The organism is Arthrobacter silvisoli, assembly GCF_003369445.1.
Lineage (GTDB): Bacteria > Actinomycetota > Actinomycetes > Actinomycetales > Micrococcaceae > Arthrobacter > Arthrobacter silvisoli.
Window position 1 is genome coordinate 59,503 of the sequence record NZ_QRCU01000036.1, and the last position, 24,830, is coordinate 84,332.

Here is a 24,830-nt window from a genome sequence, read left to right on the forward strand (position 1 = left end):
CTCCGCCCGACGCTATCGGCGGGATTCGACGGCGGCGTCACCGTGGTGTTTCGGCGCTGTTACTTCTTCACGGGCACGGGTTTGCTCCAGCCCGCGCGGTGCCAAGAACGGCCGCCGGGCTTTGTGGACGTCCAACAAAATCGCCGTCCCGCGGGATGGCTACGGTCAGTGAGGAGGCATTCACCGAAGCATTCCAGCGACGAAGCGAGGAGCAGCATGACCATTTTGGAAACAGCCCGCGAACAGGTCCTTGAGCGCGGCATCGGCCTGAACGAGGCCCAGTTGCTGGAAGTCCTGCGGCTCCCCGACGGGGACATCCCGGCAGCCCTGCAGTTGGCCCACGAGGTCCGGGTGGAGCACTGCGGCGAGGACGTGGAGGTGGAGGGCATCATCTCCATCAAGACCGGGGGCTGCCCCGAGGACTGCCACTTCTGCAGCCAGTCGGGCCTCTTTGACAGTCCGGTACGGGGCGTCTGGCTGGACATCCCCGAACTGGTCAAGGCGGCCAAGGAAACCGCCGCGACGGGCGCCACCGAATTCTGCATCGTGGCTGCGGTGCGCGGACCGGACATCAAGCTGATGAACCAGATCAAGTTCGCGATCGACCGCATCAACGAGGAAGTGGACATCAACATCGCCTGCTCCCTGGGCATGCTGACCCAGCGTCAGGTGGAGCAGCTCGCCGAATGGGGCGTACACCGCTACAACCACAACCTGGAGACGGCGCGCAGCTACTTCCCGCAGGTGGTCACCACCCACACGTACGAAGAGCGCCTGGAAACCTGCGCCATGGTCAAGGAGGCCGGCATGGAACTGTGCTGCGGCGCCCTGATCGGCATGGGCGAATCCCTGGAGCAGCGGGCCGAACTCGCCACCCAGCTCGCCGCCCTCGACCCGCACGAGGTCCCGTTGAACTTCCTCAACCCGCGGCCCGGCACGCCGCTGGAAAGCCAAGGCATCATGGACGGCAAGGACGCCCTCCGCGCCATCGCCGCGTTCCGCCTGGCGATGCCGCGCACGGTGCTGCGCTACGCCGGCGGCCGCGAACTGACCCTGGGCGACCTGGGCACCCGCGAAGGCCTGCTCGGCGGTATCAACGCCGTGATCGTCGGCAACTACCTGACCACGCTGGGCCGGCCGGCCGACGCCGACCTGCAGCTGCTGGTGGAGCTGAACATGCCCATCAAGGAACTCCAGAAGACGCTGTGAACACGGAACTGTACTGCGGGCACTGCGGCGGGGCGCTGCTGGCGGACGTCCCCGGCGGCGGGGCTCCGGGAGGCAGGCCGGCCGCGGCCGGTGGGAGCCCGACGTCGGATGCCCACCCCGGGCGCCAGGCGCATCAAGGCTGCCGGGCGCAGTTGGCTTTGGAACCGCCGCGCTATTGCGCGCAGTGCCGCCGCCGGATGAAGGTCCAGGTGACGCCGTTGGGTTGGAGCGCCGCATGCTCCCGGCACGGGAGCGTGGCGGGATGAACCGGGCCGGACGTGGCGGCCTCATCATGGGCGACGGCCTCATCGAGCGCGACGGCCTCATCGAACGCGACAGGGCCAGCCTGTGGCATCCGTATGCTCCGGCGTCGGGCTCCCTTCCGCTGTGGGAGGTGGAAGGCGCCGAGGGCGTGCGGTTGCGGCTGCGCGATGAGCAGGGCGGGCGCTTCGAGGTGCTCGACGCCATGTCCTCGTGGTGGTCGGTGATCCATGGCTACCGGAATCCCCTCTTGGACGCCGCGGCCAAGCGGCAGCTGGCCGGTTTCAGCCACGTGATGTTCGGCGGGCTCACGCACGGTCCCGCCGTCGAGCTGGCAGAGCGGCTCCTCGCGATGGCGCCAGCCGCGGCCGGCCGCCCCGCTTTGGAGCGGGTGTTCCTGGCCGACTCGGGCTCGGTTTCCGTGGAGGTGGCCCTGAAGCTGGCGGTGCAGTTCCAGACGGCGGCGGGACGGCCGAAGCGGCAACGCTTCCTCAGCCTGCGCGGCGGCTACCACGGGGACACCTTCGCGGCGATGGGTGTCTGCGATCCGGTGGACGGCATGCACTCGGCGTTCCCGGGCATGCTGGCGTCGAATGTCTTCGCGCCCCGTCCGCCGGCCGCAGCAACCGCGACCGGGCAGGACATCGCGCAGTGGCAGGCCGGGGTGGCGGAACTGGCCGCGCGGCACTCGGATGAGCTGGCCGCGATCATCGCCGAGCCCGTGCTGCAAGGCGCGGGCGGCATGTTCGCCTACCCGGCGGACTGCGTGCGGATCCTGCGGGAGGTCGCCGACCAGCACGGCCTGCTGCTGATCCTGGACGAGATCGCCACCGGCTTCGGGCGCACCGGGGAACTCTTCGCGGCCGACCACGCCGGGGTGGTGCCGGACATCCTCTGCGTCGGCAAAGCCCTCACCGGCGGCTACCTCAGCCTGGCGGCCATGCTCTGCACCGGCGATGTGGCGCGGGTCGTCTCGACCGGCGCAGCCGGGGCTCTCCTGCATGGGCCGACGTTCATGGGCAATCCCCTGGCCTGCGCCGTGGCGAACGCCAGCCTGGGGATCATCGCCACCGGTGCCTGGCGGGGTGACGTGGCCCGGGTGGGTGCCGCGCTGGCCGCCGGTCTCGCCCCCGCACGGGAACTCGACGGCGTCGCGGACGTCCGCACCACCGGCGCGGTGGGCGTCATCGAACTGGAGGACGCCGTAGACGTTCCCGCCGTGACGCGGGCCGCCCTCCGCAACGGTGTGTGGGTGCGGCCGTTCCGGAACCTCGTTTACGCCATGCCGCCGTACATCAGTTCGGCCGCGGAAGCGGAAGCGATGGCCGCCGGGATGGTGGCGGCAGTCGCGGCCGTGTCGGCTGAAAGGGTGGGCGCTCCGTGAGCGTCTCGATGACCAAGTGGCTGGAGCAGCAGGCCGCCGTCCGTGAGCGGCGCGGGCTGCGGCGCTCCCCGGAAACCCGATCGGGTGGCGGGAACGTGGTGGAGCTGTCCAGCAACGATTACCTCGGCCTGGCGTCGGATCCGCGCCTGGCCGAGGCCGCGTGCGAGGCCGTGCGCCGCTGGGGCACCGGTGCCACATCCTCGCGGCTCGTGGCCGGAACCACCGGGCTGCACCTTGAGCTCGAGGAGGAGCTGGCCCGCTTCACCGGCATGGAGGCGGGCCTGGTGTTTTCCTCCGGGTACTTGGCGAACCTGGGCGTGGTGACGGCGCTGGGCGGCCCAGGCACGCTGATCGTGGCCGACGAGCACTGCCACGCCTCGCTGATCGACGGCTTCCGGCTCTCCCGTTCGCGGGTGGAAACCTTCGCCCACAACGACGTCGACGACGCCGCCCGGCTGCTCGCCGAGCGCCTTTCCGGAGTCGCTCGTCCGGGGAACAGCGAGCCGCGGGCGTTGATCGTCGTCGAATCCATCTACAGCGTGTGGGGCGACGCCGCCCCCTTGGCCTCCCTGCTGGAACTGGCCGTGGACCACGACGCCATGCTGCTGATCGACGAAGCCCACAGCCTGGGCGTCTCGGGCGGAGCCGGGAATGAGGGATACGGGCACTTGGAGGGACGCGGGCACTTGGAGGGACGCGGCGCCGTGGCCGGGACGGCCCTGGCCGGGCATCCGAACGTGGTGCTGACCGCCACCCTGTCCAAGGCCCTGGGCAGCCAAGGCGGGGCCGTGCTGGGTTCGGCCCTGTTGCGGGAGCACCTGCTCAACCGCGCGCGGAGCTTCATCTTCGATACCGCGCTGGCCCCGGCGTCCGCCGCCGCCGCCCTTGAGGCGCTACGGGTCATCGCCGCCGAGCCGTGGCGTCCGGCCGCTGTCCGCGACAACGCCACCCGGCTGGCAATCGGATTGCGGCAGGGCCCAGCACAAGCAGGCGCTGTCCAGTCCGTCCCGCTGCCCGACGCCGGTACGGCACTGCGCGCGAGCCGCGCTGCGCGTGAAGCCGGGATCCGGGTGGGCTGCTTCCGGCCGCCGTCTGTTCCGGACGGCATCTCCCGGCTGCGCCTGACCGCCCGGGCCACGCTCACCCCCGACGAGATCGACTACGCCTGCGCAACGCTGCGCGGCATCCTGGAGGACACCCCATGAAGCAAGAGCCCCAGAGCCTGCCACCCATCATCCTGGTCACGGGCACGGACACCGGAGTCGGAAAGACGGTCGCCACGGCCGCCCTGGCCGCGGCCTTGCACTCCTTTGGCCGCAGCGTCGCCGCCTATAAGCCGTGCCAAAGCGGCAACAAGGACGGCGACTCGGACTGTTCCGAAATCGCCAGGCTCGCCGCTCCCCTGACGTCGGAGGCCGGCGTCGTGCTCGAAGAACCACTCGCTCCGGTGCAGGCCGCCACCGTGGACGGTGTGGAATTGCCGCGCCTGGCGGCGCACGCCGAACGCATCCGGCAGCTCGCCGCCGGGCACCACCACGTGCTGGTGGAGGGCGCGGGCGGGCTGCTCGTGGAGTTGGATCCCGACGCCGGAACGCTGGCCGATCTCGGCGCCCTCCTCGGGGACGCGGCTGGCTTTGCCGTGGTTGCCCGGCCGTCGTTGGGAACCTTGAACCACACCGGACTGACCGTGGAGGCCCTGGAACGCCGGCACCTTGCAGTGACGGGGTTGATCCTGGGCAGCTGGCCGGAGCAGCCCGGACTGGCAGAGCTCGGCAACCGGACGGCCTTCTCGGACGGGACGGTCCCGCTGTTGGGCGTGATCCCGGACGCGGCGTCGGCGTTGCCCGTGGAGACGTTCCGCGGGCAGGCGCCGCTGTGGTTGGACGGGCTCTGCTTGGAAGGCACGGCCTCATGAGCGCCCAGTGCCCTTACCGCGTAGTCCGGGAACCGGCTGAGGTGCGCGAGGTCCTGCACCGTCCCGACGACTTCGGCCCCGCCAACGCGCTGCTCGCCGTGACGCCGCTGTCCGGGCCTGCCCTGCGCATCCTGCAGGGGGCCCGCTTCGCGCTCCCGCCCGTGCTGGCCAGCAATGACACCAGCTCCCACCCCGGGATCCGCAAAGTAGTGGCCGGTTTCTTCACCCCTGCCACGGTGGAGTCGATGGAGCCGCGGATCCGCCAGTTGGCCAAGGAAGCCGCATACGAAGCCGCCAACGGACTCGCCGCCGCGGGCAGCGTGGAGCTGGTGCAGGCCGTCGCCGCCCTTCCGCCGGCTGTGGTGATGCTGGAAATGCTGGGCCTGCCGGTCCGGGACCTCCCGGAACTGAAAGCCTGGAGCTTGGACTCCCTGGAACTGTTCTGGGGCTGGCCCGGCCCGGAACGGCAACTGGAACTCGCCCGCAGCGCCGCGGACTTCTACCGCTGGCTGCGCAAGCTGGTGCTGGAATCCGTGGCCTCCCCCGGCCGCAACCTGTTCACGTCCCTGCACGAACACGGCCTCAGCACCCCGGAGATCTGCTCCCTGGGGTATTTCCTGCTGATCGCCGGGCAGGAAACCACCACCCAGCTCATCAGCACCGCCCTGTTCCGCCTGGCCGAGGGGTCCATGGGCATCGCCTGGGACGAAGCTACAAGCAAAGACAAGGCCACGGAGCTCGTGCGGCGTGTCCTCGCGGACGAGTCCTCCGTGCCGACCTGGCGCCGTGTTGCCAGCCGGGACACCGAGCTCAACGGCGAGGCCATCCTTGCCGGTGAAGAGGTCCTGCTGGAACTGACGGGAAACCACGCAGGAGCGGGAGCATCGGCACCCAAAGGTCCGCTGCCCTACGGACTGGCCTTCGGCTCCGGCATCCACCGCTGCCTCGGCGCGAAACTCGCGGAACTCGAGGCCGCCGTCGTCGTCGAAGAAACGGCGGCCGCGCTGCCGGGCGCAACTCTGCACGGACCGGAACCGGAGTGGATCCGGCTGCTGTCCTTCCAGGCGCCGCGCACGGTAACCGTGGCTAGACTCGGATCATGGGCGAAAGCCGGGACCTGCTGACACCGGAGCAGCGCAGCCGGAACATGTCCAGGATCCGCGGCAAGAACACCAAACCCGAGCTCCTGGTCCGTCGGCTCCTGCATGCGAAGGGCTATCGTTACCGCCTGCACGGCATGGCCGCCGGCGGGAGGCTTCCGGGTAGCCCGGACCTGGTCTTCGCAGGCCGGCACAAGGTGATCTTCGTGAACGGCTGCTTCTGGCACTTCCACGATTGCCCGGCCGGACTGCACGCCCCCGCGGCCAACGCCGAATTCTGGGAGGCGAAGCGGCGCCGCACCCGCGAGCGTGACACCCTTCAGCGCGAGCGGCTCGCAGCCGCCGGGTGGGAGGTCCTCACCGTATGGGAGTGCGGGATGAAGGACCGCAGCGCCCTGGAGGCCCAGCTCACCGGCTTCCTCGACGGCGTTCCGCGCAGCTGAGCGGCAGGAGGTTCATTGCTGGCAGCAGTGCCCCGCCTGAACGGTCGACGGGGCACGCCAACAACAACATCCCGACATCACGCACGGGGAGGTTGACGGCAATATACAGATCCTGTACTTTTTGGTACAGGTTGAACCGAACGGTACAACCTGAAATTCCGAAGGAGTACATCATGGCTCGTCCGCCCTTCCCTCCGTTCACCGAACAGACCGCCATCCAGAAGGTCCGTGCCGCCGAGGATGGCTGGAACACGCGCGACCCCGAGCGCATCTCCCTCGCATACAGCGAGGACAGCTGGTGGCGCAATCGCTCGACGTTCGTGCAGGGCCGCGCGGCCATCGTCGAGTTCCTCACGGGCAAGTGGGAGCGCGAGCTCGACTACCGGCTCATCAAGGAGTTGTGGGCCTACACAGGCGACGTCATCGCCGTCCGCTTCGCGTACGAGTACCATGACGCTGCGGGCAAGTGGTTCCGCGCCTACGGCAACGAGAACTGGCACTTCGACAAGGATGGACTCATGACGCACCGTCACGCGAGCATCAACGACGTCGCCATCGACGAATCGGAGCGCAAGTTCTTCTGGGACGCCCCCGGACCCCGGCCCGTGGATCATCCCGGCCTGAGCGAACTCGGACTGTAATGCCGCGCACCCTCCTCGAACGCCCGGACGCTGTCCGCGCCCTCGCCGGCGTCTTCCGCCGGCGAGGGTTTGAGAGCAGCTCCCTATCCGTCATCCAGCAGGAGGCCGGCATCGGTCGCGGCAGCCTGTACCACTTCTTCCCCAACGGGAAGAAGGACATGGCCAGGGCCGTGCTCGACCAAGTGCGCGCTTGGTTCGAGGATGAGGTTTTCGCGCCGCTTCGTGCCGCAACTGACGCCGTTGAAGCGGTCTCCGCGATGACGAAAGCGGTCGCTGACTACTTCGTCTCGCGCGAGAATGTCTGCCTATTCGCTGCAATGACGCTCGGCGAGGAGAAGGAGACATTCGCCGACGAGGTAAAGGCCTACTTCGTGGACTGGGTCGACGCGTTGGCCGCGCTGCTGCAGCGCGGCGGACTCACCCTTGAGGATGCACACGAGAACGCACTGGACGCCGTCGCCGGGATCCAGGGCGGACTCATCCTTACCCGCGCCTACGGCGACGAATCTACGTTCCTGGGGATCACAGGACGCGTCGAACGCCGGCTGCTCGCGCGGCTCAGCTGACGCCTGGACCGCGTCGCGGGCTAGGTCTCACGGTTCGGATGCCCGCCTGGCGGCGGCACCAACTCAGCACACCCGCCTGGCGGCGGCGGGTGTGCTCAGGCCGGAGGGGCTGCGGTGTTCTTGCGCCGGCCGAAGAGGAAGTACCCCACGGGGCCAAAGAAGTTGATGAAACTCACGGCCCGCCAAAGGGCCTTGCTCCCGCGGATCTGCTCCCGGGGAGTCTTGGAGATGCTGCGCTGCGCCGCGAGCATCAACGCGAACTCCAGCACACCGGCCACAATGGTGACACGGCGCTGCCCCGGGGTCATGTCTTTCCACGACTTCTTCTTTTTCCTCATGCCGCCCATCGTTGCCTCCATCCGCAGCAGTCTGCTCTCAGGCTAGACCTGTTGGCGCCGGCACGGAACAGCCCGGCACCTGCGCGCTGGCGGTCCCGCCGGCGGCCCTCATCCCCGGGCCTGGCGGACCACTTCTCCCCAGGACTGTTGGGCCAGGTCTGCCACGGAGGCGAGGATTTCGGCGGGGGGCTTGGACAGGTCCAGCGGGTACTCCACCACGTCGATGTCGGTGTTGAGGATGCGCCGCAGCTTCATTTCCCCCGGCCCTGCGTACACCAGCCAGGCCGTGGGGACCTGCAACGCGGTGCAGTACGCGAGCATCCGGTAGTGGTCGGCGTTCAGTGAGGCACCGGTGTCCGGGCCCGCCGCGTAGTTGGCGCCGTAGACCACCACGGGGCGGCCGCCCAGGAAATGCACGGCATCCGGGCGGACGGTGATCCGGTCGGAGTCCCGGACGGCCTCGTTGAGCAGGGCACCGTACTGCATCCGGGTCTCGCCGGGGTGGGCACGCATGGCCTCGCGCAAGGCGACGCCCACGAATTCCTTGAACACGGTGGACATGTCCACCACGAAGGCGGCGCTGCGCTGCTTCCCGTCGCCCGCTTCGGCCGAGCAGTTCCGCAGGATCACTTCCGCCAGGCGCAAGGCCGCGTGGAAGCGCAAGTTCATCCGGCTGGCCTGCCAGTGCGGCAGGGGCGCCCCGGGCACCAGGGGCGTGGCGCCGTCGAGCTTTCCGCCCAGGCGGCGGAGGCGGCTCAGCACCTCGGGCCGGACGCTCGGGACCTGGCCCATCCGGGCCAGCGCGGCCCGCAGGATGCGGTTTTCGGCGATGTCCTCGCTGAACTCGTCGTAAGACACTTCCAAGGGCACCATCAGGCCGGGCCGCCGGGCGATCTGCTCGGAAATCCGGATGCGTCCCTTGACGGTGCGCAGGGATTCCTCGACGTTCACGTAGCCTTGCATCGGCCCGCGGACGAGGGCTCGTTCGGCCAATTGCGCCAGCGATTCGGCCAAGGCGCTCCACAGGTCCTGGTGCTCGACGGCGGCCACCGAGTCTTCGCGGAATCCCTGGTCTCCTGCATAACTGAGCAGGAACAGCAGCCGTTGCAGGCCGAGCCGGTCCTTGGGCCGCACCTCGAACTGCACGGTCGGGGTGCGAACCGAACCCACCTTGCCGCTCGGCTCGATCCGGTACAGGCCCATGCCCATCGGCGCTGCCTTCGCGAGCCCGCTGGAGTTGAGGAAAGCGGCGGTGTCGGGATCCAGCCGTTCGACGACGCCCCTGGATTGCTCGTCCAGCACGATGTGGCGCACGCCGGGGGCGTGCCACGGCCGGGGCGGGACCATCACAGGGCGCCGGCCTTCGAGGTGCTGCTCAGCATGGTGCTGCTCAGCGGGAGGCAAGGCGTCCCAAGAGTTGTTCCAGTCCGAAGCGCTCTTCCACCTGGGCCCGGTTCAGCTGTCCGTGGTAGTGCTCCTCGAGCAGCGGCATGAGCTCGTACTTCCAGATCCGGCGCAGACCGGCCGGGGTCTGAGCGGCGCCCTTCATGAAGTAGGACGGGCCGATCATCAGGTCCCGGTCCCAGTCGTCGATCGCCTCGTTGAGCGCATCGAGCAAATCGGCGTTCAGGGTGTCCAGGCCGCGGGCTTCAAGGAACCGCCGCAGGGTCCCGCGGATCGGCTCCACCTTCGGGTGCAGTTCCACGAACGCGAAGCGGCGGCGGATCGCGGCATCCATCATGGCAATGGAACGGTCCGCAGTGTTCATGGTGCCGATGATGTAAAGGTTGTCCGGCAGGCTGAAGGGTTCGTTGGGGCTGTACTGCAGGTAGATCCGGTCGTCCCGGTACTCGAGCAGGAAATACAGCTCGCCGAACACCTTGGCCAGGTTGGCCCGGTTCATTTCGTCGATGATCAGGAAATACGGCTTGGACGCGTTTTCCGGTTTGGCCGCTTCCTCGGCCAGGCGGCGCAGCGGCCCGGCCACGAGCTTGAAGGACACCTGTCCGTCGTCGGTCTTGTCCGGGCGGTAGCCCTCGAAGAAGTCCTCATAGGCGTACGAGGGGTGGAACTGCACCAGCTTCACGCGCTCGTCGGTGCTGTCCCCGGCGAGCTCGGCAGCCAGGTGCTTGGCCAGGTAGGTTTTGCCGGTGCCGGGCGGGCCGTAGAGCACCAGCTGCCTGTTTTCCTCCAGGAGCCCGGCGATTTCCTGCAACGGCTCCAGCTCCATGTGCAAGGAGGCGGCGAATTCCTCGCTGAGCGGGCGGAAGCCTTCGGGGACGGGCTCGACGGCGGACTCGGGGGCGGCTGTGTCCTCGCCGTCGGACTCCGCTTCCGCGGGCAGCAGCGCCTGCAACAGGCTTACCACCCGGGTGACGTCCACGACGATCCCGGGCGTGGAGAGCTGGCGCTGCACGTGCCGGGGCGCCTCCGCGATGGGATGGCTTTCCTCGAACCAGCGCACCTTGCGGCGCAGCCGCGGCTTGTCATCGTCGTGCTCGGCCTCGCCCAGCACCACACCGATCCGCACCGATCCTGAGTGCTGGAACAGGGCGAGGTCACCGGGCTTCATCACGGTCAGGAAGGCGAAAACGGCTGTCTTGATGTCTTCGCGTTCCACGTAGCCCAAGTGCTTGCAGTCTTCGTCCACGACGCGCTGAACCAGCCCGGCGGCCACGCCCGGCTGCAGCTCCCGCAGATGCTCGACGTCGAGGGTCGCCTTTTCCTCGTCCTGCCAGGCGGCGAGGAGCTCCGCGGAGTCGTGGTGGGTGCGCATCAGCCAGGCGCGGCGGCCCGGATCGCCCACCTTGCGCCACTGGCCCACGAGCTGGCGGGAGTACCAGTCAGTGCGCTGCCCGGCCTGTTCGTCCAGGTGCAGGCGAATGCGATGGATGTCCGCCGTGATGTCTTCTTCGGTGTCGCCCTTGGCCCCGCCCACCAGGGAGGCGAAGGCGTCCCGGATTTCACGGCGCTCCACGTCGGCCACGACCGGCTCGAAATAGCCCGGCCATGCCAAATACTCGATGCTGCGGCGGATGGCGGGCTGGTCGCCCGGGGTTCCGGCGGCAAGCTCGTGGAACGCCAGGGGGTCGGCGAGCGCCTTGGCGACCACCGCCGTCGGCTGCTTATCCACCTGCGCCACGAAGCGGCACAGCCAGCCGAGCTGGTCCCAGATGGTCCAGTTGAATTCCGCGGTGCGGTCCCGGATGACGCCGTGGTCGGTCATGTCCCGGTAGAGCTCATCCGGCAACTGCAGGGCCGGCTCCAGCCAGGACGCGGCCTCGGCCACGCGGGCGCGCTTGACCTTCAGGGATTTGACTTCGTGCGCCAGCGGCAGGGACTGCAGGAACAGCAGTTCGACGGCGAGCAGCTTTGCCTCGCGGCTGGCCCCTTCCAGGTTGCGGCGCAGATTGGTCATCATGGGCGCCTTGCTGTCCTCGACGCCGCGTTCCAGGCGGCCGAGCAGTTCCGTGGCGGCCTCGGTGGTCCAGGTGTGGGTGCGTCCGTCAAGCGCGGAAGGCTTGCCCTGGAGGGCAGGTCCCAGCACGAACCACGCCGCGTCTTCGATTTCCTTGGACATTCCGGACGCACGGGAAACGGTGGCGTTGCTGGCGGGAGTCACCTAGCAAACTTACATGGTTTGGCCGGGCATTTCACGGCCGTGCCCCGCTTCTGCCTCCCACCGGCTTCCCACCAGCGCGAACGTACATTTGGGCCCTGTTTTCGGGGCCTCGACTGTACGTTCGCGCTGTCCCTGCAGGCCTCCTAGTGCATGCTGAAACGGTACGTCCGGGGGACCTCCTCCCCCGGGCACAGCTGCAGCCAAAGCTCGGAAATCGCGTTGTCGCCCTCGAGCAGGTCCGGAATTTCCACCCCTTCCCTCAGGATCGCGGCAGCCTCATCCGTCCTGCCGCTGCCGGCCATGGCACGGGCGGCGAGGAAGCGGTTCCGCCCGGCGGCGGTGGCCTCCCGGGGTGCCTGTTCGGCCAGCAGGAGCGCGGCCCCGGGCTCCCCGTGGGCCAGGTGGAGGGTCATGGCTTCGGCCAACAGCTTCCCGCCTGCCGGGTCCGCGGCGCAGGCTGCGCGGAGCTCGGCGAGGCCGGCGTCGATGCGGTCCGTGGCAAGCAGGAGCAGTGCCAGGCCGCGGTGGGCCAGCGCGTGCGCGGGATCCAGGACGAGTGCCTGGACGTACAGTTTTTCGGCCGGCCCGAGGTCCTGCCGGGCGTGCTTCAAGGTGGCCTCGTGGAAGCGGGCTTCGGCCCCCGCGGCCCCTTCGAGCAGCCGTTCCCACGCCTGCCCGGCCACGAAGCTTCCGCATGCGGGGAACACGAAGGGGGTTCCGGCGTCGGGAACCTCGTACCGGAGGAGTTCCAGCCAGGGCGCCTGTTCCGCGGTGAGGGTATCCGCGGCGAAGGGTGTGCCGCCGCTGTCCAACGGCGGCGCGCCGGAAGCGCGGCGGAGTTCCTCTTCGAGGGCACCCCAGCCGGTCCCTGCCAGCAGCATGTCCTGCGGGGCCGCGTCTGCGAGGGACGCCGCGAACGCGAGCGCCGCGTCGAGTGCCTGCTGGTCCGCGAGCCCGGCGAGCCTGGACTGCGCATGTTCGACGGCTGCGTCCCAGTCGCCGTGCGCGGCAGCGGCGTCGAGGTCCGCGTTTCCGTAGGCTTCCACCCAGCTCCATTCGGCCCCGCCGGGCATGGGCAGGTGCTCGAACTGGGTCTGTGCCAGCCCGGCCTGGATTTCCGCGTAACCTGCCCCGAAACCCGGGCTGAGCCATTCCTGCCAGTTGTGCCCGCCGTCGCCCTGGCCCCAGACGAACAGCTTCTTGCCGCGCAGCCGGGACGTGGACAGCATCGCCAGCCCGTCGCCGTCGGCGTCCACTGCGGCGATCCAGTGCCTGTGTCCTTCGGGGATGTCGAAGAAGTAGTCGGCGGCGTGGGCGTTCCGCACCGGCCACGTAGCGTCCGCCCCTTCATGATCGGTGGGCGTGACGCGCTGGATATCAGTTTCGTAGTCGCTGCCGAACGCCGTGCGGGCCGGCGCGATCACCCGGGTGTCCGGGGTCTCCGGCACGGCGGCGTTGCTCCACCAGTACATGGGCACCTCGTCCGGATCCGGGTTGCGGAGCCTGATGGCGGAGAACAGCACCCGGGAGTCCACCGGGAGCCAGAGGTCCACCTGCACCACCACCCCACGGAGCCGCTCGAACTCCCACATCCGCAGGAGCTGTTGGCCGTCCGGGGCCGTCAGCAGCGCGGTGTGCCAGGGAATGCACGAGGTGGGCGTGTGGCCGCGGGTGCCGATGTTCCATTCGAGCCCGCCGGCGAACCAGGCGTTGCGCAGCGCGAAGTTGGCGAACTGGATGGTGCGGGGGCTATGCAGGAGCTGCTTGCCGGTGGCCTTGTCCAGCAGTTCCCAGATCCTGCCGCCGAAGCCGGGCAGGACGGTCGCCTTGAGATGCCGGTTTTCCAGCACGACGGCGGGCAGCACGCGTGGCTGCCGTTCCCGCGAGTACCCGTCCTGGATCGAGTAGGGGTAGATGTTCGGCGGGTAGCCGTAGCCGGCCCTGGCTTTGAGTTCATCCGGGACACCGATGCCCACGCGGTAGGGCGTGTGGATGCCGGCCGCGACCGGAGGCAGCGGGCTCTCCGGGCCGAGATCGGCGACGTCGAGGGTGATGGAGCCGAAGGTGATGTTGCCCGCGGTGGCGGAGGCCGGGGTTGCCGGGTCAGTCATGGGGGTATCCGATCGTGAGCAGGAGTCCGCGGCGGGGGTCGATGCGGATGGCTTGGCCGGGGGCGTACCCGGCGGCTGTTTGGAAGCCCGCGATCGCGGGAGCGTACAGCGGGAGGGCCTGCAACGGGAAAGGCACTGTTCCGCCGTCGTGCGTTCCACCGAACTCCAAGGTCACGTCCACAGTCTCCTCGGCCCAGGACGCGAGCGCCACCACCATGCCGTCGTCGCCGGACCAGCTGGTGGCCAGGACACCGGGATGGCTGGTGCGGACCGGCGCGCCAGGATCCCAGAACCCGGCCATGCGGGCACGTTCCAGTCCGTAGTCCTGCCAGAACTGCCACAGGGGACGGTTGTCGACGGCGGGTGCCCGGCCGGTCATGCCGAACACCATGCCCCGCCAAGGGTTGCCGCCGCCTTCGAGCATTTCTCCCATGAGCCCGAACGGGATGCCGGAGAGCTCCACGAGCCAGTACTCCGGGGAGGTGTTCTCGTAGTCGAAGTACTCGCCGAACCAGAGCCGGTCCACGTAGGGCAGCTGTTCCATGTAGAGGTTGGCGGAGGAGGCGAAGCCGTCCTTGGCCGTGAACTGGTTTGCCGAATGCAGGTCGATCTCCGGACCCTGCGCCGGGCGGTTGGTCACCACGCTATTGGTCACCGGGCCCTGCGCCGGGCTGTGGCGTTCGAGGACTTTGCGCACCCGCAGCATGGTGTGCCGGTCGTAGGCGATGTCGTCCAGGTAGATGCCGTCCACACCGGTGGTCTTCGCCAGTTCGGCCAGGCTCCGGACGTAGAAGTTCTCCCAGCGGGACTCCCCCGTGGTCACCACGGCGATGTCGTCGACGTCGGGGGCGAACCAGGCGGACACGTAGCCGCTGCCGGCGTGCTCCTGCAGCCACGGGTGGCCCTCCCCCGGCCCGTCGCTGAAGACCTCGTGCCCCAGGGACATGAGCGGCAGCAGTTCCGGGCTGTGGAAGGTCAGTTCCCGCACCGTGTTGTAGACCTTGGCGCGCAGCCCCCGGGCGTGCGCCCCATTGACGTAGCCGGCCAGGCTGTCGGCGCTCAGCAGGGGATCGTTGATGTACGGGGCCGGAGCGGTGGCGTGGTGGATGGTGACCACGGTGGCCCCGGACTCCGCGACCTCCCGCGGCTCCCCCGGGGCGTGGAAGTACCTGCGGGAAAGGTGCGTGCCGGGCTCGATCGGCTTGAACGGGGTGAGGAGCAGCCGGAAGTCGAAGTCGAGGCTGTCCCCGGGTGCCAGGGTCCTCGCTCCGCTGAAGGCGGTCAACTGCACTGCGCCTGTGTTGGATCCTGTGCCGGGATTCGACTCTGTTTCCAGCCTGACGCCGCCGCGCACCTGGCCGTCCACCCGGTTGGCCCAGGAAAGCGGCTCGCGCAGCGGCTTCTCCCGGTAGAAGTTGGTGTTGAGGGGCCGTTCGTAGCCGGGATCGCGCCAGGACAGTTGCACACCGGCGTTCACCCCGCCGAGCCACAGGGCGTCCTGGTTCCTGGCGGCCACGTCCCAGCGCCAGTCGAGGGCGTCCGGACGCCGGCCGCCCGGCACACCGAGCCCCATGGCGAGCGGCACGGCGGCCTCGACGAACCCGGCTGCCAGTCCGACGTCGTCGAGCATCACCGACCGGCTGTCCCCGTTCCGCAGCCGGAGCGCAAAGCTGCATGCGCCGTCTGCCTCGAGCTCCCCATGGAGGTCCACGGCGAGGCCTGTCCCGATGCTGTGCCAACGACTGGTCCAGGACACCTTGCCCGGGCCGTGGACGGTGAAGTCAGTCGGCGCGGACTCCCATCCGCGGTGCTGCGCGGCGGTCACGTCGAGCCGCATGGCCGTGGCGAGCAGTTCGACGGCGGGACCGTCCGTTCCGGTCATGGCCGGCGTGAAGGTGGAGCTCAGTTGCTCCGGCAGTCCGGACGGGGCGAGCCGCAGCGTCCTGCCGAGGATGCCGAGGGTGCGGGTGCCGGCGTCGAGGGCGATCCCGGTGAACGGCGCCACGAGTCCGTGGTCCTGGGCGAGGGTCGAATCCAGCCAGGCGAGCCGGCGCAGGTACCGCGGATCGCCGAAGCCGCCGGCCAGGATGCCCGGATCCGCGGCCTCCAGCGGCAGCACGTCCAGGATGACCGCGACGGATTTCGGCCCGGCTCCCTGCGCGGCGACCGTGATGGCTGCGGTAATCGTGCTCCCCGCCGCTTCCCGCGGAACGGGCAGCACCACATAGAGAGCCTGGACCGACCCGGCCGCCACGGACAGCCGCTTGGCCAGGGGCCGGCCGAGGCGGTCGGTGCCGCCGGTGTTCAGGCAGCGGGCGCCGGCGGGCCCGTCCACCCGGACCGTCACGCCGTCGAGCCCTTCCACGGCGTGCAGTCCGAGCTGCACCACATAGTCCTCGCCGGGCTGGGCGGTAGCGCGGAAGGTGCCGGCGGGCCCGTTGATGGCCCAGTGCGCCGGGAGCCGCTCCCGCATGGACACCGGGTTCAGCCTGTCCTCGGGAAAGAGCAGGAACGCTTCCCCGCCGTGCCTGGCGTAAAGGGCCTGGAGCTCGGCCTCCGTGGCGGTGAAGTTCATCGGGGCGAAGGAGTCGCGTTCGCTCGCGGCCTCATAGCGCAGCACCGTCGCCTCCGGCAGCCCGCGTATGCCCGGGTCCCAGGCAGATTGCCCGACGGCGGCCGCCCACCTTGGTGCCGCCGTCGGCCGCCGCGGCAGGTACCGGGCCTGCGGATAGTGGGCGGCGCCGAGCATCGCGTAGGGCAGGTAGTAGACGAAGTAGCTGCCGGGACCGTCTATGGCCTCGAAGGCGAGCTCGCAGGATTCCCGGGTAGCGCTTAGGACCAGCACGTTGCGCACGCGCCGGCCGCTGCCGGCTGAGACGACGATGATGTCCACCGCCGCGGGATCCGGGTCCTGGCGCCGCCAGGGCAGCACCACCCCGAACGCAGCCGCCCCTTCTTGCGCTGGAACACATTGTTGTGGTGCACCGGAGGGGACGTCGACCACGAAGCGGTGGTTGCCGTAGAGCAGTTTGTCCCAATCCCCGACGCCGCAGGGAAGTTCAGGGTGGCCGGTGTGATGGCCTGTTCTTGCGGGCTGCTGTGCTGTTTGGCGCAGGGGCGTCACTGGGGCTCCCGGGAGGTTTTCGCTTGGGTTCACCGTTCGTGGTGAATCCTTCAATCATTGACGCCGCGAATCACCCTGTAAAGCAGAATTGCGGTCCGTACTCACTGCGATTTCCCCCGGCCCGGGCATTGACGGGAACACGTTTTACATGCCTGACATCTGCGCCGGGTAGATTGTGCGCCATGATCGACATCGGCCTCGACGATCCCGCGCAGGAGGATGTCCGCCTGCTGCTGGAGGAACACCTCGCGGACATGTACGCCACCTCCCCCGCGGAGAGCGTGCACGCCTTGGACCACTCCGCCCTTTCCCGGCCGGAGATCACCTTCTGGACCGCCCGCGAGAACGGGATCCTGCTGGCCTGCGGCGCGTTGAAGGAACTTCCCGTCGGGGCCGACGGCGCCAAGGAAGGCGAGCTGAAGTCGATGCGCACCACACACGCGGCGAGGGGCCGCGGCATAGCCGGCCTGCTGCTGGCGGCCATCGTGTGCGAGGCCCGCGGCCGCGGGCTGTCGCGGCTGTGCCTCGAAACCGGCTCGGAAGACTACTTCGCCACCGCACGCCGGCTCTACCTGCGCCACGGTTTCACCGAATGTCCGCCGTTCGCCGGTTACGTCCCGGACCCCAACAGCGTGTTCATGAGCCTGGAACTGGTGCCCCTCACCCTCTAATGCGCGCCACCGGCACTTCCCGGCGCGCTGCTACCCGGCATCGACGGCGGCCTTGGCGGCAGCGACGATCTTCCGGTCGGTCACCATGTACGACGCCGGGCCCCCGCCCGCGCTTCCGGCGCCCGACGCAGACACGATCCGCTTGGCGGACAGGTGGACGGCGTCCAGTCCGGCCCACCGCATCTCCGGGATGTCCGTGATGGCCAAGCCGCCGCCGGCCATCACCTGGAGCCTTCCCTCCGCGGTTTCCACCATCCGCGACAGCACGGGCAGGCCCAGGCCTGCGCTCGCAGCTCCCCCGGAGCTAAGGACGCGCGTGAAGCCAAGTTCCACGAGCTGCCCGACGGCGGCGGCCGGGTCCGGCGTCTCGTCCACGGCGCGGTGGAAGACCAGTTCGGCGTCCTGGTTTGCCTCCCGGGCTGCGTCGGCGAGGCGGCGGACGGCGTCGACGTCCAGTTCGCTGCGGGCATCGAGCGCGCCGAGCACGACGCCGTTGGCCCCCTGGCCGAGCAGCGCGCGGATCTCCTTGACCATGGTGGCCAGCTCATCTTCGGAGTAGCGGAAGTCGCCGGGCCGGCAGCGGATCAGCGGGTGGATTTCCAAAGCCGCGCCAGCCGCAACCGGACCAGCCACGCCGGCCACGGCCTCGAGGCAGGATTCCATGAGGCCCTGGCTGGGGGTCAGCCCGCCGAGTTCCAAGGCACTGCACAGTTCGATCCGGTCCGCGCCTTCTTCGGCAGCGACAACAGCGCCCTGCACACCTACCACGGCGATCTCAAGTTTCATGCTGAAACTCTACGGCCACGCGAACGCCCCGGGCGCCCCTGTTGATCAATCGACCCGGCCGGCTTCGCAGCCGGCCGGGTCGTCTTTGCTTGGATCGAAAACCTAAGCCCGGTAAGGCTCCAGGCGTTCCTTTTGTTCCGGCGTGAGGCGTCGGACCCGGCCCGTTGCTTCGTCGACGAAGGCCAGATGGGTGCTGGCCTTCACGCACTCTTCGCCGGTGACGGGATCCTTGATGGTGTAGTGCAGGTCGAAGCTCGCCCCTTTGACGGCGCCTACCCAGATCTCGACGTCCGCCGGAATGTTGCGGTAGTCGAGGGTGCGGACGTAGCGGACCTTGTGCTCCACCACGAGGGTCATGATGCCGTCCTCGACGTCGTTGAAGATCGCCACAGGCGGTTCAACACCGGGCAGCCCGGCGCCGCGGGGTGGCCCGAAGGCCGCGATGCGGGCCTCTTCGAGCATCCGCACGATCTGGACATTGTTGATGTGGCCGTAGGCGTCCATGTCTCCCCAGCGCATCGGCACGGTGACCGTGATGCGCCGGGGCGCTGCGGACCCTTCCGCCGCGGAGGCTGCCTGCGGGGTGACTGGCGCGCTCAGCTGTGCACCGCCGTCGTCTCATCCACCGGGGCTTCCCCGGCGTCTTCACCGGCGAACTGGGACATGTACAGGCGGTAGTACGCGCCCTGCATGGCCAGCAGTTCGCTGTGCCGGCCCTGTTCCACGATGCTGCCGTTCTCCATCACCAGGATGGTGTCGGCATCGCGGATGGTGGAGAGCCGGTGTGCGATCACGAAGCTGGTGCGGTCGGTGCGCAAGGCTGCCATGGCCTTCTGCAGCAGCAGTTCGGTGCGGGTGTCCACGGAACTGGTGGCCTCGTCCAGGATCAAGAGGGATGGATCGGACACGAACGCCCGGGCGATGGTGATGAGCTGTTTCTCACCAGCGCTGACGTTGGTACCTTCTTCGTCGATGATGGTCTGGTAGCCGTCCGGCAGGGCCCGCACGAAACGGTCCACATAGGTGGCCTTGGCCGCTTCCATGACCTGTTCTTCGGTGGCGTCCAGGTTCCCGTACTTGATGTTGTCGTAGATGGTCCCGCCGAACAGCCAGGCGTCCTGCAGCACCATGCCCACTTTGGACCGCAGCTCGGAGCGGCTCAGCTCCTTGATGTCCACCCCGTCCAAGGTGATCCGGCCCGAGTTGAGCTCGTAGAAGCGCATCACCAGGTTCACCAGGGTGGTCTTGCCTGCACCTGTCGGACCGACGATCGCCACCGTGTGCCCCGGCTCGGCACTGAAGGACAGGTCCTCGATGAGCGGCTTGTCCGCCGCGTAGCTGAAGGACACGTTCTCGAATTCCACGTGGCCGTCCGTGCGGGCCGGCAGGTGCTTGGCCGCATCCTCGGGAACCTGTTCGTCCGCGTCCAGGAACTCGAAGACGCGCTCGGCCGAGGCAACGCCGGACTGCAGCATGTTGGCCATGCCGGCGATCTGGCCCAGCGGCTGGGTGAACTCGCGCGAGTACTGGATGAACGCCGTCGCGTCGCCCAGGCTCATGGAACCGGAAGCCACGCGCAGGCCGCCGACCACGGCGATGCCCACGTAGGCGAGGTAGGAGACGAAGTTCATGGCCGGGAAGATGATGCCGGACACGAACTGCGCACCGAACGACGCCTTGTAGAGGGCCTCGTTGCGCTCGTCGAAGCGCGCCAGCATGTCCGCGTCACGGCCGAAGACCTTGACCAGCTCGTGGCCGGAGAAGGACTCCTCGATCTGCCCGTTGAGCGCACCGGTGTTCTTCCACTGCGCGGCGAACAGCTTCTGGCTGCGGGAACCGATCACGCCGGCCAGGATGCCGGACAGGGGCAGGGCGATCAGCGCAATCAGCGCCAGCTCCCAGGACACAATGAACATCATGACCACGATGCCCAGGACCGTCAGCACCGAGCTGACCAGCTGTGCGAAGGCCTGCTGCAGGCCCTGCTGGACGTTGTCGACGTCGTTGGTCACGCGGGAGAGGATGTCGCCGCGCTGCCGGGTGTCGAAGTAGTTCAGCGGCAGGCGGTTGAGCTTGGCCTGGACGTCGTCGCGGAGGCGGTTGATGACCTTCATGACGATCCGGTTCAGGACGTAGCCCTGGGCCCACAGGAAGATGTTGGCCACGAAGTACATCAACAGCACGATCGAAATCAGGAAGGTCAGCCGGGAGAAGTCGATGCCGTCCGTCAGGTGGAGCTTGGACAGCATGTCCGCGTAGTTGTCTTCACCCTGCTGGCGGAGCATGTCAGTGAACTGCTCCTGGCTCACGCCCTCCGGCAGTTTCTTGCCCATGTAGCCGCCGAAGATCACGTCCATGGCGCCGCCGAGGACCTTCGGGGCGATGACGTTGAGCACCACGGAAACCACCACAAGGCCGACCACGAAGATCACCCCGGCAGCTTCGGGCTTGAGCAGCCCCATGAGCCGCTTCGCCGAGGGCCAGAAAGCCTTGGCCTTCTTGGCGGGCAGGTTACCGAACATGCCGCCGTCGGCCTCGCCGGGCGTGTACTCGGGTTCCTCGAAATCGTCGTCGTTCGCGGCCGCCGCCAGGGTGGCATCATCCTTTGCCTCGGCGGCTTCTGCTTCAGCGGCCGCGCGGGCTGCCTTGGCGGCCTCGGCCTTCGCGGCCCAGCCGCGCTTTTGCTGGTTCTGCCCGCTCATGCCACTTCCTCCGCGCTCAGCTGGGATTCGACGATTTCCTGGTACGTAGGTGAGGTTTCCAGGAGTTCCTCGTGGGTGCCGCGGTCCACGATCCGGCCGTTGTCCAGGACCAGGATCTGGTCCGCGTCGGCGATGGTGGAGACGCGCTGGGCAACGATGATCACCGTGGCGTCCCGGGTCTTCTCCTTCAGGGCGCGCCGGAGCCGGGCGTCCGTGGCGACGTCCAGGGCGGAGAAGGAGTCATCGAAGAGGTACACCTTGGGCTGGGTGACCAGGGCGCGGGCAATGCACAGCCGCTGGCGCTGGCCACCGGAAACGTTGGTGCCGCCCTGCGCAATCCGCCGGTTGAGCCCGGCGCTCTTTTCCTGGACGAAGTCCTTGGCCTGGGCGGTTTCCAGCGCATCCCAGAGTTCCTCGTCGCTGGCCTCGGTCTTGCCGAAGCGCAGGTTGTGCTCGATGGTGCCGGAGAACAGATAGGGCTTCTGCGGGACCGTGGCCACGCGGCTGGTGATTTCGTCGCGGTCCAGCTCGGTGACGGGAACGCCGTCGAGCAGCACGTCACCGGAGGCGACGTCGTACAGCCGCGGCAGCAGGGACACGAGCGTGGTCTTCCCGGAACCCGTGGATCCGATGATCGCGAGGGTCTGGCCGGGTTCGGCCGAGAAGGAGATGTTGCTCAGGACCGGTTCTTCGGCGCCGGGGTACCTGAAGGTGACGTCGCGGAATTCCACGCGGCCCTTCTTCTCTGCCGGTGCGACCGGGGCGTCCGGGTTGTGGATGGAAGGTTCGACGTCGAGGACCTCGCCGATGCGGTCCGCACACACCGAGGCGCGCGGGATCATCATGGCCATGAAGGTGCCCATCATGACGGCGATCAGAATCTGCAGCAGGTACTGCAGGAAGGCCGTCAACGCACCGACCTCCATCTCCCCGGAGTCCACCCGCTCTCCGCCGAACCACAGCACGGCGGCCGTGGACAGGTGCAGGATCATGCCGATGGCCGGGAACATCAGGACGAACAGGTTGCCGATCTTGACCGAGACCTCGGTGAGGTCCTTGTTGGCGGCCCCGAAGCGCTTGACCTCGTAGGGTTCGCGGACGAAGGCCCGGACCACGCGGATGCCGATGATCTGTTCGCGCAGCACGCCGTTGATGGCGTCGATCTTCTTCTGCATGGAACGGAAGAGCGGCATGAGGCGCACCACGAGGTAACCCACCACGGCTACCAGCAGCGGCACGGAAACCCAGACCAGCCAGGACAGGCTGAGGTCCTCCTGCAGCGCCATGATGATGCCGCCTACGCACATGATGGGCGTGGAGACCATGAAATTCAGGCCCATGAGCATGAGCATCTGGACCTGCTGGACGTCGTTGGTTCCCCGGGTGATCAGGGTGGGTGCGCCAAAGGCGTTGACGTCCTTGGCGGAGAAGCTGCTGACTTTGCGGAATACGTCGCGGCGCAGGTCGCGGCCCATGGACATGGCCACACGCGAGCCGAAGTACACAGCGGCAACGGCCGTGAGGACCTGGCCGAAGGCGACGGCGAGCATCAAGGCCCCTGTCTGCCAGATGTAGTCGGTGTCGCCCTTGGAGACTCCCTGGTCAATGATTTTGGCGTTGAGGCTGGGGAGGTACAGGGTCGCAATGGTGGACGCCAGCTGGAATATGATGACGGCCAGAATTTGCGGTGAATACGGCTTGGAGTAGCGCCGTATCAGGGTGAGAAGCATGCCCACGGATCCTTAAATAGAGTGCGCGATTGAGTAAGGAGATTAGTAGTAGCAGCAGGCGCTGACGGTATTAGCCTTCCAACTCTACGAAATCCGTTGCCTCAGCGAAACAACTCCGGGCAAAGATCATCCCTGCGGCGTACCGGACGCCGCAGGGATGCTCCAAATGGTTTAGTTTCGGGCCGAAAGCCGGAACGGAAGACCTCAGCCGGCGTGCCGGCCATACTCCTTGGCGGAACCGGCCCGAGCCGCCGTGTCACCGGCGACGAGCAGCAGGGCCGCGCCCTCGAGGCGGCGGCGTTCCCGCTTGAGTTCCTTGCGCAGCACGGCGAGTTCCGCGGCGGTCCTGGACTGCTCCGCCGCGGTGGCCCGCTGTTCGGCGAGCCCCTGCTGCAGTTCGCGCTGCGCCTGGCTGAGGCCCGCCAGCTGTTCGGCGAGCAATTGTTGGGTGTGTGCCAATTGCTCGTGGACCTGCCGCAATCCGGCCTCCTGCCCGGCGCGGAGCTCCTGCCCGGCGCCGGCCTCCTGATCAGGTCGCCCGCTGCGTTCGCCCGTGAGGATCCGGGCGAATTCAAGGTCAAGGTCCTCGGCCGGTTCCGCGGCACCGCTCACCGGGCTGCCGCCGTCGAACTCTTCCGGCGCCTCCATAACAGTGGTTTCCACGGACATTCCCGCTTCGGCACTGGCATGTGCCAGCAATTCCTTTTCCGGGGCCGCATCAACGGTCCGCCGCAGCGGGACTTCCTTGATAAACAGCACGGCAAGGAATGCGATCACCGAAATTGCCGCGGCAATCAGGAAAATCAGGGCGGTTGCGTCGCCATATGCCGCGCGCATGATTTCCCGGATGGGCCCGGGCATGTCCGCGAGGTCCATGCTGGCCCCATCCGCGCCGCCGGTCAGCGGGATGTGCGCGGCCGCGAGTCCTTCGGCGGCGAGGTCCTTCACGTGGTTGCTCATGACGGCGCCCAGCACGGACACGCCGATCGCGCCGCCCACGGAACGGAAGAACGCCACGGAGGCGCTGGCCGAGCCGATGTCCTTGGCACGGACCGTGTTCTGGACCGCGAGCACCAGGTTCTGCATCAGCAGGCCCAGGCCCAGGCCGAAGACGGCGGTGTAGATGGAGGTGATCCACAGTTCGGTGGTGTGGTCGATGGTTCCGGCGAGTGCCAGGCCGCCGATCAGCAGCACGGAACCGCCCAGCAGGAAGCCCTTCCACTTCCCGAAGCGGCTGATCAGTTGCCCGGACACCACCGAACCCACCAGGTTGCCGGCGATCATCGGCAGGGTCAGCAGGCCGGCCTCGGTGGGCGTGGCACCGCGGGCCACCTGGAAATACTGGCCGAGGAAGGTGGAGGAGCTGAACATGGCCACGCCCACGGCCACCGAGGCGAGGATGGCCAGGGCGGTGGTGCGTTCGCGAATGATCTTCAGCGGGATGATCGGCTGGGAGACCTTGGATTCCACCAGCACCAGCAGCGCCAGGAGCAGCACTCCGCCGCCCACCATGGCGGCGGACTGCCAGGAGATCCAGTCGTAGTAGTCCGGGTTGCCGGCGAAGGAAACCCAGATCAGCAGCAGGCTGACGCCCGCGGTGAGCAGGACGGAGCCGAACCAGTCGATCCTGGCAGGACGCTTGATGTGCTGGATCTTCAGCGTCACCTGGAGCAGGATGAGCGCGACGACGGCGAGCGGCACGCAGACGAAGAACGTCCAGCGCCAGCCCAGCGGGCTGTCCACGATGAAGCCGCCCAGCAGCGGACCGCCCGCGGTCCCCACCGCCATGACGGCGCCCATGTAGCCGGAGTACTTGCCGCGGTCGCGCGGCGGGATCATGGTGCCGATGATGGCCTGGGCCAAGGCTGTGAGGCCGCCAAGTGCCACGCCCTGGACCACGCGGGCGGCCAGCAGCAGCGGGATGGTTTGGGAGAATCCGGCCAGCACGGAGCCGGCCACGAAGATGATGATGCTCAGCTGGACCAGGAGCTTCTTGTCGAAGAGATCGGCGAGCTTGCCCCAGATGGGCGTGGTGGCGGCGTTGGCCAGGAGGGCCGCGGTGATCACCCAGGCGAAGTCCGTCTGCGTGCCGTGCAGTTCGGACATGATGGTGGGCAGTGCGTTCGCCACGATGGTGCTGCTCAGGATGGCCGTGAAGAACGCGGCAAGGAGGCCGGTCAGGGCCTCCATGATCTGGCGGTGGGTCATCGGCGCCGCGGCTGCGGGC

20 protein-coding genes are annotated in these 24,830 nt (G+C 68.3%); 10 read left to right on the top strand and 10 right to left on the bottom strand.

Annotation, left to right across the window (positions count from 1 at the left end; genetic code table 11):
* Nucleotides 1-216: 216 nt before the first annotated feature.
* From bioB to DWV11_RS09155, 9 genes are all read left to right on the top strand, one after another.
* Nucleotides 217-1,209 carry a biotin synthase BioB gene (gene bioB, locus DWV11_RS09115; RefSeq protein WP_245953521.1) on the top strand — a complete coding sequence of 331 codons (993 nt, stop codon included), beginning with the start codon at nt 217-219 and terminating at the stop codon, nt 1,207-1,209.
* A complete protein-coding gene (gene bsaP, locus DWV11_RS20685) occupies nt 1,206-1,475 on the top strand; it encodes a biotin synthase auxiliary protein BsaP (RefSeq protein ID WP_115788575.1) in 270 nt (89 codons plus the stop codon). The genes bioB and bsaP overlap by 4 nt, the downstream gene beginning before the upstream one ends.
* Nucleotides 1,476-1,501: 26 nt before the next feature.
* A complete protein-coding gene (locus DWV11_RS09125) occupies nt 1,502-2,854 on the top strand; it encodes an adenosylmethionine--8-amino-7-oxononanoate transaminase (RefSeq protein ID WP_115788649.1) in 1,353 nt (450 codons plus the stop codon).
* An 8-nt stretch (nt 2,855-2,862) separates the two neighbouring features.
* Nucleotides 2,863-4,059: an 8-amino-7-oxononanoate synthase gene (locus DWV11_RS09130; RefSeq protein WP_115788576.1), complete on the top strand. Its 1,197-nt coding sequence runs from the start codon at nt 2,863-2,865 to the stop codon at nt 4,057-4,059.
* A complete protein-coding gene (gene bioD, locus DWV11_RS09135; RefSeq protein ID WP_115788577.1) occupies nt 4,056-4,769 on the top strand; it encodes a dethiobiotin synthase in 714 nt (237 codons plus the stop codon). Before DWV11_RS09130 ends, bioD begins: the two co-directional genes overlap by 4 nt.
* A complete protein-coding gene (locus DWV11_RS09140; protein ID WP_115788578.1) occupies nt 4,766-5,893 on the top strand; it encodes a cytochrome P450 family protein in 1,128 nt (375 codons plus the stop codon). Before bioD ends, DWV11_RS09140 begins: the two co-directional genes overlap by 4 nt.
* The gene (locus tag DWV11_RS09145) at nt 5,869-6,312 is read left to right on the top strand and encodes a very short patch repair endonuclease (RefSeq protein WP_115788579.1); all 444 of its coding nucleotides are present in this window, start codon (nt 5,869-5,871) and stop codon (nt 6,310-6,312) included. Before DWV11_RS09140 ends, DWV11_RS09145 begins: the two co-directional genes overlap by 25 nt.
* 173 nt (nt 6,313-6,485) lie before the next feature.
* A complete protein-coding gene (locus tag DWV11_RS09150; RefSeq protein ID WP_210725706.1) occupies nt 6,486-6,953 on the top strand; it encodes a nuclear transport factor 2 family protein in 468 nt (155 codons plus the stop codon).
* Nucleotides 6,953-7,519, top strand: coding sequence for a TetR/AcrR family transcriptional regulator (locus DWV11_RS09155; protein ID WP_115788580.1), 567 nt, complete (start codon nt 6,953-6,955; stop codon nt 7,517-7,519). Before DWV11_RS09150 ends, DWV11_RS09155 begins: the two co-directional genes overlap by 1 nt.
* A 95-nt stretch (nt 7,520-7,614) precedes the next feature.
* Here the strand turns inward: DWV11_RS09155 and DWV11_RS09160 are convergent, their stop codons facing one another.
* From DWV11_RS09160 to DWV11_RS09180, 5 genes are all read right to left on the bottom strand, one after another.
* Nucleotides 7,615-7,857, bottom strand: a complete 243-nt coding sequence (locus DWV11_RS09160; protein WP_115788651.1) for a PLD nuclease N-terminal domain-containing protein — start codon at nt 7,855-7,857, stop codon at nt 7,615-7,617.
* A 108-nt stretch (nt 7,858-7,965) separates the two neighbouring features.
* Nucleotides 7,966-9,204, bottom strand: coding sequence for a 5-methylcytosine restriction system specificity protein McrC (locus DWV11_RS09165; RefSeq protein WP_210725711.1), 1,239 nt, complete (start codon nt 9,202-9,204; stop codon nt 7,966-7,968).
* Between the two features lie 43 nt (nt 9,205-9,247).
* Nucleotides 9,248-11,437: an McrB family protein gene (locus DWV11_RS09170; protein ID WP_210725712.1), complete on the bottom strand. Its 2,190-nt coding sequence runs from the start codon at nt 11,435-11,437 to the stop codon at nt 9,248-9,250.
* Between the two features lie 185 nt (nt 11,438-11,622).
* Nucleotides 11,623-13,590 carry a DUF5107 domain-containing protein gene (locus tag DWV11_RS09175; RefSeq protein ID WP_115788582.1) on the bottom strand — a complete coding sequence of 656 codons (1,968 nt, stop codon included), beginning with the start codon at nt 13,588-13,590 and terminating at the stop codon, nt 11,623-11,625.
* Nucleotides 13,583-16,747, bottom strand: a complete 3,165-nt coding sequence (locus DWV11_RS09180) for a glycoside hydrolase domain-containing protein (RefSeq protein WP_245953523.1) — start codon at nt 16,745-16,747, stop codon at nt 13,583-13,585. Before DWV11_RS09180 ends, DWV11_RS09175 begins: the two co-directional genes overlap by 8 nt.
* A 149-nt stretch (nt 16,748-16,896) precedes the next feature.
* Here DWV11_RS09180 and DWV11_RS09185 point away from each other — a divergent pair, with 149 nt between their 5' ends.
* Nucleotides 16,897-17,385, top strand: coding sequence for a GNAT family N-acetyltransferase (locus DWV11_RS09185; protein WP_115788584.1), 489 nt, complete (start codon nt 16,897-16,899; stop codon nt 17,383-17,385).
* Nucleotides 17,386-17,415: 30 nt separating this feature from the next.
* Here the strand turns inward: DWV11_RS09185 and DWV11_RS09190 are convergent, their stop codons facing one another.
* The 5 genes from DWV11_RS09190 to DWV11_RS09210 form a co-directional block, all read right to left on the bottom strand.
* Nucleotides 17,416-18,171 (bottom strand): copper homeostasis protein CutC, encoded by a 756-nt coding sequence (locus DWV11_RS09190; RefSeq protein ID WP_115788585.1) that lies wholly within the window; start codon nt 18,169-18,171, stop codon nt 17,416-17,418.
* Nucleotides 18,172-18,273: 102 nt separating this feature from the next.
* A complete protein-coding gene (locus tag DWV11_RS09195; protein WP_115788653.1) occupies nt 18,274-18,690 on the bottom strand; it encodes an acyl-CoA thioesterase in 417 nt (138 codons plus the stop codon).
* 77 nt (nt 18,691-18,767) lie between these two features.
* On the bottom strand, nt 18,768-20,873 hold the full coding sequence (locus DWV11_RS09200; protein WP_115788586.1) for an ABC transporter ATP-binding protein: 2,106 nt from the start codon (nt 20,871-20,873) through the stop codon (nt 18,768-18,770).
* Nucleotides 20,870-22,603 (bottom strand): ABC transporter ATP-binding protein, encoded by a 1,734-nt coding sequence (locus tag DWV11_RS09205; protein ID WP_115788587.1) that lies wholly within the window; start codon nt 22,601-22,603, stop codon nt 20,870-20,872. The genes DWV11_RS09200 and DWV11_RS09205 overlap by 4 nt, the downstream gene beginning before the upstream one ends.
* A gap of 204 nt (nt 22,604-22,807) precedes the next feature.
* On the bottom strand, nt 22,808-24,811 hold the full coding sequence (locus tag DWV11_RS09210) for an MDR family MFS transporter (protein ID WP_115788654.1): 2,004 nt from the start codon (nt 24,809-24,811) through the stop codon (nt 22,808-22,810).
* Nucleotides 24,812-24,830: the final 19 nt, after the last annotated feature.

Bases quoted from the DNA above. Each gene is read 5' to 3' on its own strand.
- DWV11_RS09150 (WP_210725706.1), top strand. From the start codon at position 6,486: ATGGCTCGTCCGCCCTTCCCTCCGTTCACCGAACAGACCGCCATCCAG.
- DWV11_RS09200 (WP_115788586.1), bottom strand. From the start codon at position 20,873: ATGAGCGGGCAGAACCAGCAAAAGCGCGGCTGGGCCGCGAAGGCCGAG.
- DWV11_RS09145 (WP_115788579.1), top strand. From the start codon at position 5,869: ATGGGCGAAAGCCGGGACCTGCTGACACCGGAGCAGCGCAGCCGGAAC.
- DWV11_RS09155 (WP_115788580.1), top strand. From the start codon at position 6,953: ATGCCGCGCACCCTCCTCGAACGCCCGGACGCTGTCCGCGCCCTCGCC.
- DWV11_RS09190 (WP_115788585.1), bottom strand. From the start codon at position 18,171: ATGAAACTTGAGATCGCCGTGGTAGGTGTGCAGGGCGCTGTTGTCGCT.
- DWV11_RS09140 (WP_115788578.1), top strand. From the start codon at position 4,766: ATGAGCGCCCAGTGCCCTTACCGCGTAGTCCGGGAACCGGCTGAGGTG.
- DWV11_RS09195 (WP_115788653.1), bottom strand. From the start codon at position 18,690: ATGCGCTGGGGAGACATGGACGCCTACGGCCACATCAACAATGTCCAG.
- DWV11_RS09125 (WP_115788649.1), top strand. From the start codon at position 1,502: ATGGGCGACGGCCTCATCGAGCGCGACGGCCTCATCGAACGCGACAGG.
- DWV11_RS09185 (WP_115788584.1), top strand. From the start codon at position 16,897: ATGATCGACATCGGCCTCGACGATCCCGCGCAGGAGGATGTCCGCCTG.
- DWV11_RS09165 (WP_210725711.1), bottom strand. From the start codon at position 9,204: ATGGTCCCGCCCCGGCCGTGGCACGCCCCCGGCGTGCGCCACATCGTG.
- DWV11_RS09205 (WP_115788587.1), bottom strand. From the start codon at position 22,603: ATGCTTCTCACCCTGATACGGCGCTACTCCAAGCCGTATTCACCGCAA.
- bioD (WP_115788577.1), top strand. From the start codon at position 4,056: ATGAAGCAAGAGCCCCAGAGCCTGCCACCCATCATCCTGGTCACGGGC.
- DWV11_RS09210 (WP_115788654.1), bottom strand. From the start codon at position 24,811: ATGACCCACCGCCAGATCATGGAGGCCCTGACCGGCCTCCTTGCCGCG.
- DWV11_RS09130 (WP_115788576.1), top strand. From the start codon at position 2,863: ATGACCAAGTGGCTGGAGCAGCAGGCCGCCGTCCGTGAGCGGCGCGGG.
- DWV11_RS09170 (WP_210725712.1), bottom strand. From the start codon at position 11,437: ATGTCCAAGGAAATCGAAGACGCGGCGTGGTTCGTGCTGGGACCTGCC.
- DWV11_RS09160 (WP_115788651.1), bottom strand. From the start codon at position 7,857: ATGAGGAAAAAGAAGAAGTCGTGGAAAGACATGACCCCGGGGCAGCGC.
- DWV11_RS09175 (WP_115788582.1), bottom strand. From the start codon at position 13,590: ATGACTGACCCGGCAACCCCGGCCTCCGCCACCGCGGGCAACATCACC.
- bioB (WP_245953521.1), top strand. From the start codon at position 217: ATGACCATTTTGGAAACAGCCCGCGAACAGGTCCTTGAGCGCGGCATC.